The 15,214-nt window shown below is 37.3% G+C and carries 18 protein-coding genes and 1 riboswitch; of the genes, 12 read left to right on the forward strand and 6 right to left on the reverse strand.

Features of this window, described 5'->3' with window-relative positions:
• Positions 1-44: 44 nt before the first annotated feature.
• Positions 45-707, forward strand: a complete 663-nt coding sequence (locus MKY30_RS08075; protein ID WP_339284178.1) for an HAD family hydrolase — start codon at positions 45-47, stop codon at positions 705-707.
• A 263-nt stretch (positions 708-970) separates the two neighbouring features.
• On the opposite strand, the gene MKY30_RS24125 is transcribed toward MKY30_RS08075, so the two are convergent.
• The gene (locus MKY30_RS24125) at positions 971-1,066 is read right to left on the reverse strand and encodes a hypothetical protein (protein ID WP_371863320.1); all 96 of its coding nucleotides are present in this window, start codon (positions 1,064-1,066) and stop codon (positions 971-973) included.
• Between the two features lie 255 nt (positions 1,067-1,321).
• Between MKY30_RS24125 and MKY30_RS08085 the strand changes: the two genes are divergently transcribed.
• Positions 1,322-1,906: a GNAT family N-acetyltransferase gene (locus MKY30_RS08085; RefSeq protein WP_445254567.1), complete on the forward strand. Its 585-nt coding sequence runs from the start codon at positions 1,322-1,324 to the stop codon at positions 1,904-1,906.
• 242 nt (positions 1,907-2,148) lie between these two features.
• Here MKY30_RS08085 and MKY30_RS08090 read toward each other — a convergent pair whose 3' ends face one another.
• Genes MKY30_RS08090 through MKY30_RS08100 form a run of 3 tightly spaced genes read right to left on the reverse strand, consistent with a single transcriptional unit; the run spans position 2,149 to position 4,798 of the window.
• Positions 2,149-3,192, reverse strand: coding sequence for a YkvI family membrane protein (locus tag MKY30_RS08090; protein WP_341083404.1), 1,044 nt, complete (start codon positions 3,190-3,192; stop codon positions 2,149-2,151).
• 54 nt (positions 3,193-3,246) lie between these two features.
• Positions 3,247-3,711, reverse strand: coding sequence for a CBO0543 family protein (locus MKY30_RS08095; protein WP_341083407.1), 465 nt, complete (start codon positions 3,709-3,711; stop codon positions 3,247-3,249).
• The gene (locus MKY30_RS08100; RefSeq protein ID WP_341083410.1) at positions 3,632-4,798 is read right to left on the reverse strand and encodes a DUF2515 family protein; all 1,167 of its coding nucleotides are present in this window, start codon (positions 4,796-4,798) and stop codon (positions 3,632-3,634) included. Before MKY30_RS08100 ends, MKY30_RS08095 begins: the two co-directional genes overlap by 80 nt.
• Positions 4,799-4,881: 83 nt before the next feature.
• Here MKY30_RS08100 and shc point away from each other — a divergent pair, with 83 nt between their 5' ends.
• The 4 genes from shc (at position 4,882) to MKY30_RS08120 (ending at position 8,800) form a co-directional block, all read left to right on the forward strand.
• Positions 4,882-6,759 carry a squalene--hopene cyclase gene (gene shc, locus MKY30_RS08105; RefSeq protein WP_341083412.1) on the forward strand — a complete coding sequence of 626 codons (1,878 nt, stop codon included), beginning with the start codon at positions 4,882-4,884 and terminating at the stop codon, positions 6,757-6,759.
• 50 nt (positions 6,760-6,809) lie between these two features.
• The gene (locus tag MKY30_RS08110; protein WP_147212679.1) at positions 6,810-7,304 is read left to right on the forward strand and encodes a L,D-transpeptidase family protein; all 495 of its coding nucleotides are present in this window, start codon (positions 6,810-6,812) and stop codon (positions 7,302-7,304) included.
• A gap of 275 nt (positions 7,305-7,579) precedes the next feature.
• On the forward strand, positions 7,580-8,284 hold the full coding sequence (locus MKY30_RS08115; protein ID WP_341083414.1) for a hypothetical protein: 705 nt from the start codon (positions 7,580-7,582) through the stop codon (positions 8,282-8,284).
• A 54-nt stretch (positions 8,285-8,338) separates the two neighbouring features.
• A complete protein-coding gene (locus MKY30_RS08120) occupies positions 8,339-8,800 on the forward strand; it encodes a stage III sporulation protein AH (protein ID WP_341083416.1) in 462 nt (153 codons plus the stop codon).
• Between the two features lie 334 nt (positions 8,801-9,134).
• Here MKY30_RS08120 and MKY30_RS08125 read toward each other — a convergent pair whose 3' ends face one another.
• On the reverse strand, positions 9,135-10,118 hold the full coding sequence (locus MKY30_RS08125) for an NAD-dependent epimerase/dehydratase family protein (protein WP_341083418.1): 984 nt from the start codon (positions 10,116-10,118) through the stop codon (positions 9,135-9,137).
• A gap of 55 nt (positions 10,119-10,173) precedes the next feature.
• Positions 10,174-10,833 (reverse strand): sigma-70 family RNA polymerase sigma factor, encoded by a 660-nt coding sequence (locus MKY30_RS08130; RefSeq protein WP_156989093.1) that lies wholly within the window; start codon positions 10,831-10,833, stop codon positions 10,174-10,176.
• Between the two features lie 285 nt (positions 10,834-11,118).
• Positions 11,119-11,218, forward strand: a riboswitch (guanidine-I (ykkC/yxkD leader).
• Positions 11,219-11,297: 79 nt separating this feature from the next.
• On the opposite strand from MKY30_RS08130, the gene MKY30_RS08135 reads away from it, so the two are divergent.
• From MKY30_RS08135 to MKY30_RS08160, 6 genes are all read left to right on the forward strand, one after another.
• On the forward strand, positions 11,298-11,639 hold the full coding sequence (locus MKY30_RS08135) for a DMT family transporter (RefSeq protein WP_147212675.1): 342 nt from the start codon (positions 11,298-11,300) through the stop codon (positions 11,637-11,639).
• Positions 11,639-11,953 (forward strand): DMT family transporter, encoded by a 315-nt coding sequence (locus tag MKY30_RS08140; RefSeq protein ID WP_339284196.1) that lies wholly within the window; start codon positions 11,639-11,641, stop codon positions 11,951-11,953. The genes MKY30_RS08135 and MKY30_RS08140 overlap by 1 nt, the downstream gene beginning before the upstream one ends.
• 732 nt (positions 11,954-12,685) lie before the next feature.
• Positions 12,686-13,228 carry a hypothetical protein gene (locus tag MKY30_RS08145; protein WP_147212673.1) on the forward strand — a complete coding sequence of 181 codons (543 nt, stop codon included), beginning with the start codon at positions 12,686-12,688 and terminating at the stop codon, positions 13,226-13,228.
• A 123-nt stretch (positions 13,229-13,351) separates the two neighbouring features.
• Positions 13,352-13,639 carry a hypothetical protein gene (locus MKY30_RS08150; RefSeq protein WP_186813747.1) on the forward strand — a complete coding sequence of 96 codons (288 nt, stop codon included), beginning with the start codon at positions 13,352-13,354 and terminating at the stop codon, positions 13,637-13,639.
• A gap of 341 nt (positions 13,640-13,980) precedes the next feature.
• Positions 13,981-14,457, forward strand: coding sequence for a regulatory YrvL family protein (locus MKY30_RS08155; RefSeq protein ID WP_341083426.1), 477 nt, complete (start codon positions 13,981-13,983; stop codon positions 14,455-14,457).
• A 2-nt stretch (positions 14,458-14,459) separates the two neighbouring features.
• Positions 14,460-14,600, forward strand: coding sequence for a hypothetical protein (locus MKY30_RS08160; RefSeq protein ID WP_186813746.1), 141 nt, complete (start codon positions 14,460-14,462; stop codon positions 14,598-14,600).
• Positions 14,601-15,214: the final 614 nt, after the last annotated feature.

Raw genomic sequence — 15,214 nt, forward strand, 5'->3', positions numbered from 1 at the left:
AGATTTAGGACGTTTATAAAAATTTTAATAAAGGATGTGTAATTATGAAAGCAATTATTTTTGATTTTGATGGTACTCTTGCCGACACTTTGCCAATTTGTTTTTATGCATTTCAAGCTGTATTTAAGGAATTTGATAACATGGAAGTTACTTCAGATCAGATTAAGACGATGTTCGGTCCATCAGAGACGGGAATTATCAGAGAAAATCTTAAAAATTCCAATCATGAAAAAGCAATCGAATTATATTATGAGAAATATAGTGAAAAGCACAGAGAACTTGTTTTGGATAACAAGAAAATGAATGACTTACTTCTGCAATTAAAAAGCGAGGGTTATAAATTAGGAATTGTGACAGGGAAAGCAAGAAGAAGTCTGCTTATTTCTTTAGAATGCCTTTATATGAATGACCTATTTGATGTAATTATTACTGGTGATGATGTTGCTATACCTAAGCCTCATCCAGAGGGAGTAAATAAGGCTTTGGAACAGCTTAACATAAAAAATACTGAGGCTGTTTTCCTGGGAGATAGTGATGCTGACATTTTGGCTGGGAAACAAGCCAATGTACACACAATCGGAGTCCAATGGCTGCCAAACTACCAGACACCAGAGTTTCGTATGCAGCCTGACCAAATGTTTAGTAGTATAGACGATTTCATACAATACTTACAAACTATAGATAGGAACAACTGTGAATGTGAGTAAAGTTATGGACCTGGCTTTTTAGTTGTATTGACAAGGTCTTTAATGGGATATTCTTTCATGACCGGAAAGATTGGACTTGAGTATGCTGCACTGATTGTGTTGGTTGCGCTATAATCCCGTTGGGCAGGCTGATTTTAATTTTTTACAAACAGGTATTGCTGGCAAGACAAGTGCATAGCTTCATTTTTCATTGTACGCATGGGTTGGATATTATTTTGGATCAGATAATTGATGGAGATGCTTTATTTTTACTTTTGCTCATCCTATTTAACGGCATCCAATGTGCCGCTAGAATATCTATAGTTAGCTTTTTTACCTTGGTAATTTGATAATGTTTGCGGTTCTAATAGAACTCCGATTTTTAGCGCTGCTTTCGTACCATGAAAAAAGGCCCTTCACCTAAGGTTTCTTTATTATCATTCATACAGATACACCTCTTATATTTTTAGATTTGTATATAACAGTATAGTCGGAATTGTAGAAAGGATGGTCTATAAACGGTTTATAAATAATGGTATAATTTACTTAATTTAAATGAAAGGTGTGATGGCTTATGGTATATAAACCAAATTTTATTAACGTAGCGATTGATACATTGGCCACTGGAAAAAACTATGCTAAGGAGGCATCACACATTGGAAACAGAAGGGAAAAAACTTCAATCAGAAACGGAAAGATTGGTATTAAGACCTTTACAAAATGAGGATTATAATCGTTGGTTTGAGGGTTGTCGTGACAGGCTTCCTTCCCAGTATAAATACGACAATAATAAAATAGATTTGAGCGGATGGACGCAACAGAAATTCAATGAGGAAGTAGTTTCAAAGTTTAAAGGGTATGCTGATCGGGACAAAGTGTATGTATTTGGTGTATTTCGAAAGTCAGATCAAAAACAAGTTGGTAAGGTTGAAATCGAGACGATTATAAGAGATGAATTTCAGTGGGGGCTTTTAGGATATACTATTCACAACCAATTTTGGCGGAATGGTTATGGAAAAGAAGCGGTAAAAGAGGCGCTTAATATCGCTTTTAAAAACCTTGAATTCCATCGCGTTGAGGCTCATATCAATATTGACAACGAACCTTCCTTAAAACTTGCAAAGAGCGTAGGTATGGAATTTGAATGTATTAGAAAAGGGTTTATATTTGAATTTGACGAATGGACCGATAATATCGTGTATTTTATGAATTCCAAATAAGCGGTTAGTACAGACGTAATTCAATTTATTTGAATTACGTCTGTTTTATGCTTGGAGAGGGATACAAGTAAATAACTCCATCAATATATTCTAAAATTTCATCGGTTTGCTGTTGTTTCTCTTCGAATTCTTCATAGGTGTTGAAATTTTATTTGTTAAACACAATTCAATCACTATCTTTATTAAAAATAAACTGATACACCTATTAGTTTACCCCCGAATAAAAGAATTTATTTTGAACCTTACTTTCCAGGCATTTTTTTAATCAATAGCCACAACAGAAAGAACAACCCCATATAGCCAAACAATGGATACAATACCGACAGTAATTTTCCGTATCCCACCTGACTGATTAAAAAGATGGCAGACAGGATCAGCAAGACAGCATGCTGATAACGAAGATGGAATGCCGACTGCAGCTGCCGTGTTATGCCAAACACATTTCCGACAACCGTATTGAAAATCTCACCGTAAATAACAATTAAGAACAGAACGTGAATAAGCGTTCCAAAATGCTGAACGATCTCCGCCATTGGAATTTCATAAAGAAATGTTTCCGGGAAGACAGATAATAAAAAATGAATTGCTACCAGGAGAAAAAATAAAACCAATCCACCCAAAAATCCGCCCCAGCGCAGGATATGCTCATCCTGGATTTCCTTCCCAAGCGGTACAAGGACAACTTGAGCTGTCATCAGATTAAATGCTGCATAGGCAAAAGGGGAGCCTGCCCACGAAAGGTTGTCCGATAACTGAACAGGGAGAAGCTTTTCTGCCAGCAGATGTGGATGCTCGCCCGCAATGGAACCAGCTACAAACAGGACGAAAAGAATCATTAATGGCACAATGTAGGAGTTGATGGCAAATAATCCATTCAATCCTTTCATTACAACGATATAAGAAAGAATGAGTGTAAGGATAATTCCCATTTGAAACGGAAGGCCAAGCTGTTCATGAAATACAGCGCCTGCTCCTGAAAGCATGACAGAAGTGACGCCAATAACGACGATGAAAATAAAAAGATTAACCACCCTGGCAATGCTTTTTCCGAATAAATATTCATTTAGTTCTTGATAAGAATAGGCCTGGATTCGGGCAGATATAATCATTATTTTGGTTCCAATCAGAATAAATAACAACCCGCTGACTGCAATGCCAATGGTCCCTAAAGCTCCATAGACACTGAAAAAAGTGACAATTTCTTTTCCAGATGAAAAGCCTGCTCCAATAACCGTTCCAACATATGTTGCAGCTAACAGTAATATAGAAATTCTTCGATTTCGCATCACGCCACCTCCTCATCATTTCTATGATAATGGATGCGGGTAAAGACCAGCTTTTCAAATTTTAACCTGGAAAAAGCGGAAAATGCTCCGGATGATGACGAGAAACAGCAAATACCCAAAAAAAGAATAAGCATGATTCCAGTCTGGATGATGGACAAACCATCCCAGCTGTTCCGAGGCTTTTTCGATAAAAACCACAGCTATACCAATACCAAGAATCATGATGCACCGTGAAAGAAATCTCATCCGGTCAGCCATATACAAAAATAGAACGGCAGAGACAGGAAGAACCAGCAGGGTAAATACAATATTAACCGAAAATATTTCTGGAAAGAGCCTCATAGGAAAATGATACATGCCGATGCCAACAAAAAATAAGTCTAAGTAAGTTCCAATAAGGGAAGAAAAGAGAGCAGCTATGATATACGCCTGCCGTTCTTTATTCCTGTCTGAGAAAGATTGCTTTTTTTGCAAGGATGACAAGCTCGATTTTTTCCATTGCTTTGCAGTATTTTTCATGAATTTCCCCACCTGTATTTTTTTCGTCCTTTACTAAATAATCAATCACACTTAGATCGTTAAACCAGTCACCTTTTTCAGCCGGTGTGTGATCAACATTTTTCCAGGCATATTTCAACCGAGGACTGTAGATTCGGGGCATCCCCTTTTTACGTTCACAATGCTTTGTTTTTCGCTGGTATACCGCACCTGGAGCAGATTCATTCACAGAATGGAACAAATCCTCCCAATAATCTGCTCTGGAGCCTGTATGAGGATGCTTTCCTGCCCATAACAGAACATCTTTTAAGACAGATGTTTGTTGAAAAAGGATGGCATATAAACGCTTCCCTAACATGATCCGCTCATAGAGAGAGCCGAAATGGTACAGCGTATCGCCAATCAATGCGGGTTTCTTTTCTATTTTTTCATGCTGATAAAGTGGGAAAATAATATGGTTAAAGCGCAAAAAATCATACAGTTTAAAACCTAATGTATCTAATACCGTTTCTTTAAAATGGGGATGATGCACCACTCTTTCTTCTAAATAGCTTTGTTCATTAATAATGGTTGCGATGGCTAACAGATAGCGGTCACCATACTCCCAGAAATGGTTCCATATCACTTCCATAAATACAGAGACGTTCAAAAAAGGAAGAAGATGAAAAAGATTTCGATTTATTTTTACACTTTGCTGATACAACAATAATTGTGGATAAACATCCTGGAATATTAACCAATTACCCCGCTCTAAAAATAAATAGAAGTTATTTTGTTCTTTTTCAGACAACAATCGCGCCAGGAGATCACCCTTCAAATCAGTCATATTCCAGCCGCCGTTTCTTGATACCATATGTCCTAATAAAGCCCAATGGATTTCAGGATGCTGTATATAAAAATCGAAGTAAGCCTGTGTTCGGGTTACGTTATTTTTATTCCATTTATTTGTTATTTGATGAATGCTGTGAATTAACATTCTTTCACCTTTTGGCAGCATGTATAAGGATAGGCCGTTTGCTTTTTGGTTCCTTTTCTTTTTCAGCTCTTTTTTTATATCAAGAATGGATCTTCCGAACGCTTTCTTCTTTTTGAAACAGCCAATCGTCATCCAGTCGCCTCCTTATCTAAGGAATATGCTTACGCCGTGTGGCATATGTATAGAAAAATAGTTTCTATAAGAGAGGTTTTCTGATGAAAGAAAAGGTGGATGCAGAAATAAATCAACTGGTTGACAGGCTTACAGAAGAACAGACACTTGACGGATCCTGGACGTATCCCTTTGAAACGGGGATATCAACAGATTGTTATATGATTATTCTCCTATGTACACTGGAAATGGATGATGAAGACCTCATCGATGCGCTGGTAAGCAGAATTCTTCGTAAACAAGGTAAAAATGGTGCGTGGAAAATATTCCACGATGAAGCGGAAGGGAGTCTCACGGCGACGGTGGAGGCCTGTTATGCGCTCCTATACTCCGGCCGACGAAAAAAGGAAGACAAGGAGATTCGTTTAGCAACAAGATTTATCCAGCGGCACGGCGGCTTAAAAGAAATTAATATGTTTGCAAAAGTTATGCTGGCTCTGACAGGGCAGTACAAATGGCCGCGTTATATTCCTGTTCCGGTTAAAATCATTCTTTTTCCGGTTTTCTTTCCTCTCAATATATTTGACTTATCTCTGTACGCAAGGTCAAATTTGATCCCTATATTAATTACAGCAGATTATAAATTCAGCCGGAAAACAAAGCGTTCGCCCGATTTGTCTGATTTATTCCTACAGCGGGGAGATGATGGCGATTGGGAAAAGGAGTTAAACAGCTGGCGCTCCTTTGAAACTCCATTTCAACGGGGGATTAGCAGTCTGATAGGGTTGCCGGAACAACTCCATGAATTGGCCTTGCAGCGTGCGGAGGAGTATATGCTAAATCGGACAGAGTCAGACGGCACGTTTTACAGCTATTTCAGTTCGACGTTTTTGATGATATTTGCTTTGATGGCCAGAGGTTATTCGAAACAGAATCCTATTATTATCAAAGCTGTAGAGGGCCTGAAGTCGTTTAAAACCAACATTGGAAAACAAACGCATATGCAGTATACGACCGCAAACGTCTGGAATACTGCTTTGATTAGTCATGCTTTGCAAAAGGCTGGCTTATCCCCGTCCACAAAGGTAATTGACAAAGCAAATCAATATTTGCTGAAGAGACAACAGATGAAATACGGCGATTGGTCGATCCATAATCAAGACGTGATACCTGGCGGATGGGGGTTCTCCGATATTAATACGATTAACCCTGATTTAGATGATACAACAGCTGCATTAAGATCTATTCGTTCTTTCGCCGGTGAAAATACCGTTTATCGCCAAGCTTGGGACCGTGGGACCCATTGGGCAGTTTCTATGCAGAATGATGATGGAGGCTGGCCTGCCTTTGAGAAAAATGTAGATAATACATTGCTTTCCTGGCTGCCGATTGAAGGAGGAGGCTCGATGCTGCTGGATCCTTCAACGGCGGATTTAACGGGGAGGACATTGGAGTTTTTCGGAAATAATACCCATACAGATACGTATCAGCCCTTTATTAAACGAGGAGTGAAGTGGCTGCTGCAAAATCAGGAAAAGGACGGCTCCTGGTATGGCAGATGGGGAATCTGCTATATATACGGAACTTGGGCAGCTGTTACAGGGTTAGCGGCAGTTAAAACAAATAGCGATCACCCGCAGATTCAAAAAGCAATTAAATGGTTGTATGCCATTCAAAATCAGGATGGCGGCTGGGGAGAATCTTGTAAAAGTGATATAGAGAAAAAGTATGTTCCACTAAAGGTGAGTACGCGTACACACACAGCCTGGGCAATAGATACATTGATCGCTGCAGAAGAAAAAGCAACGCCTGAGATTGAGCGGGGGATTTCGTATTTGCTGGAGACTTCTGAGAAAGATGATTGGACGACAGCCTATCCGAAGGGGCAAGGGCTGCCGGGAGGATTTTATATTCACTACCATAGCTATGAATTTCTGTTTCCGTTGCTTGCTTTGGCAAATTATCGGGAGAAGTTTTGTTGAAGTAAGCATGCGGATGTGCAATAACGATAGAAATGTGTGAGGTGCTGGATATGATTCATACAGTTAAAACAGGGGAAACACTCCACCAAATAGCAAGGGATTATCGTATATCAATACAGGCAATCATAAACGCTAATCCAACCGTAAATCTAAATGTCATTTATCCGGGACAGTCTATCATCATACCAGGCTTTCCTCCTGCCAATACACTTCCATATCAGATCGATATATCTGTCAATAATCGGAAACTGGTTTTATTAAGAGAGGGTGTGCAGCAAAAGGAATATCCTATTGCAGTGGGAAGAATGCTGCATGGTACACCGATAGGGAATTATATTGTGATTAATAAAGCGCCCAATCCAGGCGGTCCATTCGGTACAATGTGGATGAGCTTGTCAAAGGAACACTACGGTATTCATGGAACGAACGATCCAAGTTCAATTGGCAAAGCCGTATCACATGGTTGTATTCGAATGTACAATCAGGATGTGGAGGAATTGGCGAGGATTATTCCAATTGGAACGCCGGTTTTTATACATCCGTAATCTGTATAATCAATAAAAACGCCATCTGATATAGTAGGATGGCATTTTTGTATCCATTTTTAATAGCCAAATAGGTTATAGTTTTAGCCTGCAAAAATTTTACCCCGGGTTTAATGGGGGGATTATTGCTGGCATATGTATTCTCCTTTAATGTAAAACAATTGATACAGCGCTATATACCAATGCTAATGCTATAATAATATTAAACGTTTTTCTCATTATTTTCTATCTACTGAATTTAATTATGATATCGTCCAGGATAGGAGAGCTGTCAAATGACAAATTACTATTACTTAGCATCAGATCAAAAGATGGGACAAGGTAATGGCACGCTTGATTTTATAGAAATCAATGAAGTTATTCCAGGGTTTGATTATCCAGTTCAAATCGAAATATATAATGGTTTGGAAAAAGAGTGGGAGCTCCGGGCGTTATTACAATATATCCGCAATCACACAGAATCTTATAAAGTTTGTACAGTGCAAATAGCACATTTAATCAGCTCAAATCATTTTGAACTGAAGGCGCGGAGAAAATCAAAAGTACTGTTACATGAGATTGTTGATCCGATGCAATTGTTGCTGCAGGAAGGGGAGTTATTGACGATCAAAAAAGTCCCGGCAGAAAGATCACTATCCATAAGTTATTGTTGTGAAAATAAAGAACCCGACGATTTAAAGATAGAAGGAGATATGGGTGCAGATCCATTTTGGTGTAACAGGTGCGGCAGTAATCTCGATATAAAAGATATTCCAATTTCAAGTCAATTAGAAGAAGAATTACTATCTTGGGCAGCGAAGTATGGAGAATGGATAGATTGGGATACTGATAAATTACTTCCTGACGGGATTGAAATGGAAGATAAATTCAACCGCAGAGGCTTCGCTTTAATGAAAAAAGTGAAGCAAGAAATGGGAAGCAGTTATACGATAAACTTTATACCATCTGTCAGTGCCAGATTTTATAATCAACGAAAATGATTTTTCAAAATAAGGGGACAGCTTTGGATAAAGATTATAAAAAGGAGTATTAAAATGATAGTATTGCAAAAAGACGCAATGGGAACAACTTATCAAGATTTAATAGATGTATGCTTTGATATATGTGATCAATTTCATCTTGTTTTAAGAAAGGATATGGGTCCTTTAAAGAGCTTTGATACGTTTTTAAAAACAATTGATTCTGCTTTAATTACCATGAAAGAAGAGTCCGAGTGGGCAAGTACGATTTTAGGCGATGGGCAAACAGCTAAGGTGTATTACTACCATACAAAGGATGAAAAGGTTAAAAAAATTATTAAAGAAAAAGTTACATCTCTATATGAGTGGGAGATGCCAGAGCATCCTGAAGACTTATCGTTTTTCAAAGATGGGGAAGTCTGGCTGGCGACAACCAGTCATGAAGAAGAGTGTTATATTTTCCCTGGCAGTGAAGAAGAGACTAATAGAATAATGAATATAAAAGGAATAGCTGCTGCGATTGAAGAAGATGAATGATGAAAAGATAGGCCAGACATTCGGACATTAAGAAAAAGGAGCTGCCGTCAAAAGTATATCATTCGTTTTGCGGAGCTCCTGTAATTTTATTTTTTAACTTCCGGATGCTGTTAAGTGAAATTATATGTAAAAATATAGATGAAATGAATATATTTACAAATGAGGTGTGGCATTTCAACATCAAACCCTATGGCGAATAGCGTGTTCTAATATCGGTGTTGGCTGAGTGCGGAGGCCTTTCTTAGTTAAAGAACCCATTTTGATTATTGTTTCAAAATGGGTTCTTTTCATTGGAAGTATAATACGACTTTGCGAAAAGAATTTGATCAATACCTTAACCAGCGTTATTTCCCGCAGCTTCCAGCACACGTTTCTCCTTCTCGCTCTCAAGCCCTGCTTTCCAGTTTCCATTCCGCTCATGTAAGCTCCATTCGAGTGTATCCAAAATCGTTTCCTGCATTGGACGAAAGCTTAATCCTGCTTCTATAGCCCTCTCATTGTTCACATCCATCATCCCATTCATATTTAAAGAGTCAGGAAGCCAAAAAGGAAGTTCTACCCAGGGCTGCACCTGATTTTCTTGTAAAACAGATTCCTCTGCCCAGCAAAGCTCTGTATTTGCTGGTGAAACTAATTTTTTGCAAGTTAAAATAAAGGCTTTATACCCCAAATTCTCTCTCGGACCAGTTGCATTAAATGTTCCTTTTACTCCTTGTTCAATAGCCTTAATAATCCATGATGCCAAATCACGCACATCAATAAACTGAACTTTTTTATTATCACTGACATTTGGGACGAGTATTCTCCCGCCCTGATTTATTCTCCATGGCCAATAGGTAAAGCGATCTGTCGGGTCGTCTGGTCCAACAATAAGACCTGACCGGACAATAAGTGAGTTATCATAAAACTCCCTGTTTACAATGACCTCGCAAGTAACCTTATTGCTGCCGTAGTCGCCTTTATCCAGTTCATTGAGTGCATCGGTTTCACACACAGGTCCTTTATTCAGATACTTATATGCGTTGATGCTGGAGATGTAAATATAAGTATTGCAACGATCCTTTAATTGATTTACCGAGCGTTCTACATCATTTGGATCTGTACCTGGATCAATCACCACGTCCCAGTGATCTGTAAGTTTTTCGATATCGTCTGTACTGCGATCACCAGCAAGATGCGTGACACCTGGTACATCTTTTAGAAATTCCGGGTTTGTTTTTCCACGATTGAATAATGTGATATCCATTCCTTTATTCAAAGCCTGTTCTGCGATATGTTTTCCTAAAAATAACGTGCCGCCCAGAAGTAGTACCCTCATTCGTCTAATTCCTCCCCCTTAAAGACAGTGTCTGTAACCAGCTGTTTTTCAGTAATTAAGCCGTCATTTGGCAATCTAAAGTATTAGTGACTTGCTGCTGTTGAACATATAAGGCTGGAATGCACGCATTGTCAGTAAGAAGATTGGCAATAAGCTGGGTATCCCCATTTTGCAAAGCTTGGCTGTACAGTTGTACGCGAAGTGCTTCTTCTTCATCTACAGAGTGGAGCTCTTCTATATTGTCGCGAACTTCATTTATTACCTTCTGTCTTGCCCGAAAAAGAGCTGCCTTCACAGCTCCAACACTCATATTCGTCAAAAATGCTATTTCTTTCAGACTGCATCTGCATACATCAGATAAAAGAAATAATACTTGCTGGTTTATGGTTAGTCTGGTGACAAGTATATTTAAAACATGTGTGAAATTTAAGGAAGTTTCTAATTCAGTAGAGTCTCCGAACTGCTGATAGTTGTCTTCATATGGAATGGTTGGCAGTTTCCGTTTGCGAGTCTCATCAATCCATGTATTTTTTGCAATGGTGGTAAAGTATGCCCTTGATAGTGACTTAGGCTTCTTTCGCCAACTTATGTAGGCTTTTATCCAGGTTGTCTGCATAAGGTCCTCTGCATCGTGGGGATTGCTGGTAAAATGCAGACAAGCCTTCCATATCGAAGAAGCATAGTCTTCCCAAGCCTGATTAAACTTTTGATTCATGATTTACACTCCTTTTCAAGCGCTCCTTTCAATCCTTTTAACGATAAACAGAAAGAAAAGGATACGATTTGGGGTAAAATATTTGAATACGAAAAAGTTCTGGTGATTATTAATTATATTATCAATATTATTGCGGATATATGTAACATTCACAAGTGATATAGAGCAAGGATGTAAATTTAGTCTGTTACGCTCTTTTATTCGTTACATTTTGTTAAAGTCTGAGAAACTTGAATCATTTTAAAATCTGTGTATAATGATAAGAAATTAAAGGAATAGAGTTAAGCAAATGTTTTCTAGGGTTCCGCAATTCTAATATTGGTCTGGACCGAGAGAAAACACACAGTGAACTGCTGTGTCACGGAGGGATAAAAGCCCGGGAGAAACTGTATCTACAGTTATCTCTCAGGGCTTTTTTGTTTTTTTAGTCTTTTTTGGTAAGAATAAAATTGGAGGTGTTTTCGTTGAGTCGAAACTGGATTAAAGTGTTTATTGCCGCCTTTTTGGAGATTTTTTGGGTGATTGGATTGACCCATTCTTATGATTTTTGGACCTGGACTGGAACAATAATCGCTATTATTGTCAGCAATTATTTAATGATTACAGCAGCACAGGTGCTTCCGGCTGGAACGGTATATGCCGTTTTTGTAGGATTAGGAACAGCAGGTACTGTTATTGCGGGGATTCTTTTCTTTGGAGAAGCATTCCAATGGATGAAAATTCTTTTGATAGCAGTACTATTATCTGGAGTGATGGGCTTGAAATTAGTTACACCTGATAAGGAAAAGAAAGGAGCTGAATCCTGATGGCCTGGTTTACTTTGATTATAGCGGGATTACTGGAGACATTTGGTGTTGCAATGATCAATCAGCTTTCTGTAAAGCGAAACTTGCAAACCGTTGTTTTACTCATTTTAGGGTTTGGTTCTAGTCTTGCTTTACTCAGTTATTCATTGCAATTCATTCCTATGGGAACTGGTTATGCCATTTGGACAGGAATTGGTGTAGTCGGTGGGGCGCTTATTGGTATGATATTTTATGGCGAATCAAAGGATTGGAAGAGGCTGGTTTTTATAACAATGGTTTTATGCTCAGTGATTGGGCTTAAACTTATTTCGTAATATTATGAGAGATATAAACAAAAGATTCGTTTTTTGAGGATCTGAAATAGAAGAAACTGGGGTTATATGTTCGTGAGCCTGTTTTGAATGATTTTTTCAAATACAGGCTCTTATTTTTGGAATGATACCTTGATAAGTTCATTTTTGATTAAACTTTATTTTAAGCAGACAGCTGTTTAGTGTAAACTGAATTTATAGAAATATTAGAAACAATATATGGATGAGTAAGTAACTAGGTGTTGGAAAGAGGTTGAGGATAACATATCGTTCTTTTTAAATTAGGGAATGAGATAGAGAGGGGGAATTGATTTATGTATAATAATCAGGATAAAAATTTTCATTGTGACCATTGCGATAAGATTATAGAAACAGGTGAAAAGTGCTGGATAAAATGGAATTTTCCTCCCAGCCATTTGAAGACCCAGACTATGCCCAGGAAGAGCTTTGAATGGGAGAATGTTCCTGTAATCTGCAGCCAATGCTCGAATAAGGATATTAAAATGTCTGATTATTAAACTGTATCTTTTAGTAAGTTTTTATTGATCACATAGCATGGCTGAAATTAATTAACATGATATTGCAGTCGCCGTAACATTTTGCATTGGATTGTTACGTGGACTGGTGGAATTATTGAAGAGGGCAATCTTTTTCAGTACAACAAGAAGTTTTTTCGATAAAGCTGAAACTAAATGGGACTGCATTCGTCTATTTAATTAAAAAGGAGGGCGATTCATGAAAAAACGATTACTTTTTATTTTACTCTTACTTTTTCTAAATGCATGCAGCCAATCTGATGAAACAAATGAAAACAAGCCGACTCAAGTTGATCCTTCTGTAAGAATGCCAGAGAATATGCCGGATGACTTTGATTTCTCTATTCAATTTGGTGTAGGAAAAAATAATGAAATTAACACTTTTGAAGGTACAGTGACAAAGGATTTAATAGCAGATGGAACAGCAACTGCAGAGGTGACCTTAACAGAGGAAGAAATGAAAGCTATTTATGGGAAAATGAAAGAAATCAATATTGTTGAAACGAAAGAATTTATACCTGAGCCTGTAAACGAAACGATGTGCAATATAGAGCCACACGAAGATGACAAGTGGGAAATTATTATTAATGGTGAAACAATAACACATTCTGTTTCAGGAGCCTACTGTGAACCAACTGACGATACAGAGCAGCTAATTGGATTACGCAATTATGTATTTAGCATTATCAGAGGGAAGGAAGCGTATAAAGAGCTGCCGGAATCCAGCGGAGGTTATGAGTAAAAATTATTCCTGTAACTGATTCAATGATGAAAGAACAAGAGTCTGAAGTCAATTATATAATAAAATGAATAACATCTATCAGTTTCAGATTTTTTATAAGGGTATAATTTTTGGGGGAATGGAATGAAGCAAATAAGACTAATGAAGTGGTTGTTAGAAGTTGACCTGTATAAAACAGAGAAATTCTATACAAAGGATATAGAGATATGTGATTGTTTATATTGCAGGAATTTTATAGAAGCAAGTAAACATTTTAACCCAGCAATAATAGAAGTATTTACTGGACTAGGAATTAATCTTTCCAAACCAAGCCATTTATCTGAGTTTGGTGAACAGGAGGATGGTTTACGGCTTATACTCGGGGAGCTATCATCTAAGTGGGAAATTAGTAGAAGGAGAATATTGTGCTGATTCAGACTGGAATGATACTAATACAGTTAGCGCTGGGAATTTCACCATTGGTTTTGGGAAAGAATTAACGTTTTTAAAGTATGAATCTCCTCGGCCAAGCTCTGCAATTAGAATTTGAAGCTCGTATGCCCTGGGTGTTAACTGAAAACCCTGAGGATTAAATATAATTGCAAAAGGTAAAGGACTATTAAAGTTTCAGAAATATATACTGCCAGCTCTGAATTTAGTATAATTGCTTCAAAAAGATGTAAATTATCTAAAAACAAAAGTATATATTACTATAGAGCGTAACTATTATCCTGCTAGATCGCAGAATACGAACAGGGGGAAGAAATAGACGTATGTCAGAAAATGAAAATGATTCCTTTCGTGATAAGAACGTAAAGGAAAAAATAATAGCAATTATAGGAATAACACTGCTTATTGTTTTGGCAGTGGGCTTTGTATTTGGGCTTTATTTTTTTGGCCTGGCAGGAGTTTTTAAAATGCTCGGCGTTCAGTATGACTCAATTTGGTCCTTGGTTATTTTTGTTATCTGCATGTTTGGCGTAGGTCTCATACTTGAATTGGTTACTAAATCAATTTTCGTGTTGTTTACCCGAAATATGACGGAAAAAACAAAGATACTTTTTATCCGGATTATTATTGAATTCACATCGAATTGGCTTGTCCTGTTTACCGTGGACGAGTTGATGAATAGTATTACGCTTTCTGTGCAAACAGAGGTTGTGATTGCAGCATTGCTTACCGCAATCGAAATTATTTTTGATGATGACGACAAAGAGAATGAAGAAACAATAAATGAAACGAGGAACTAAATATGATCGGTTTACTTAATATTGGCAGTCTCATGCTTGGACTGATTGCGTGGATACTTCCTGCTCTTGGCTGCTTATTATTTATGCTGACTAAGTTATTTAAAAAATTTGATGACATTACAGTTAAAAACAAAATAATATAATCCATTCCTGCTTTTATTATAACGGTATTCTTTCTGGGGATTATATTATCGAGTTTTGATATACAATGATTTTCTAAACTGGAGGAGCATTCGAATGAACTATAAAAAAAGAATCTAGTTTATTAATGTATTTATAAGTCTATACAAGAAATATGTAGTCTTTAATTAATCGAGATTCAAGATAATGCCAGCATACATTCGAATAAGGAAATTCAAAGCCAATTAAAGCAATGGGTGGCTGATTCCTCTAATTTTATATACCTGTTTTAATGTGCGAAAGTAAGTTGTTATATGTTATTTAATTAAGCTGCAAACTATACTGGTACCATTATCTGCGTAATATTAACAGAGTGAAAAAGGAATTTAATTAGTTATAAAAGAATGCTGCGATAATTGGCTATTTGATAGAGTGGATTAAAAAAATTAAAAAAATGATTGCTTTTTAGTTTGATAGTGTGGTATGATTCTTTTTGTGCTTTTGAAAAGGCGATAACAACTAAAGAAAACTTTAAAAAAGTTATTGACAATAAATCCAATGCATGATATATTAATTTGGTCGCTGTTTTTAAAAGCGACAAAGAAATTGCTCTTTGAAAACTGAACAAAACAACCAG

It is taken from the genome of Oceanobacillus sp. FSL W8-0428 (genome assembly GCF_038004405.1).
GTDB lineage: Bacteria > Bacillota > Bacilli > Bacillales > Amphibacillaceae > Oceanobacillus > Oceanobacillus sojae.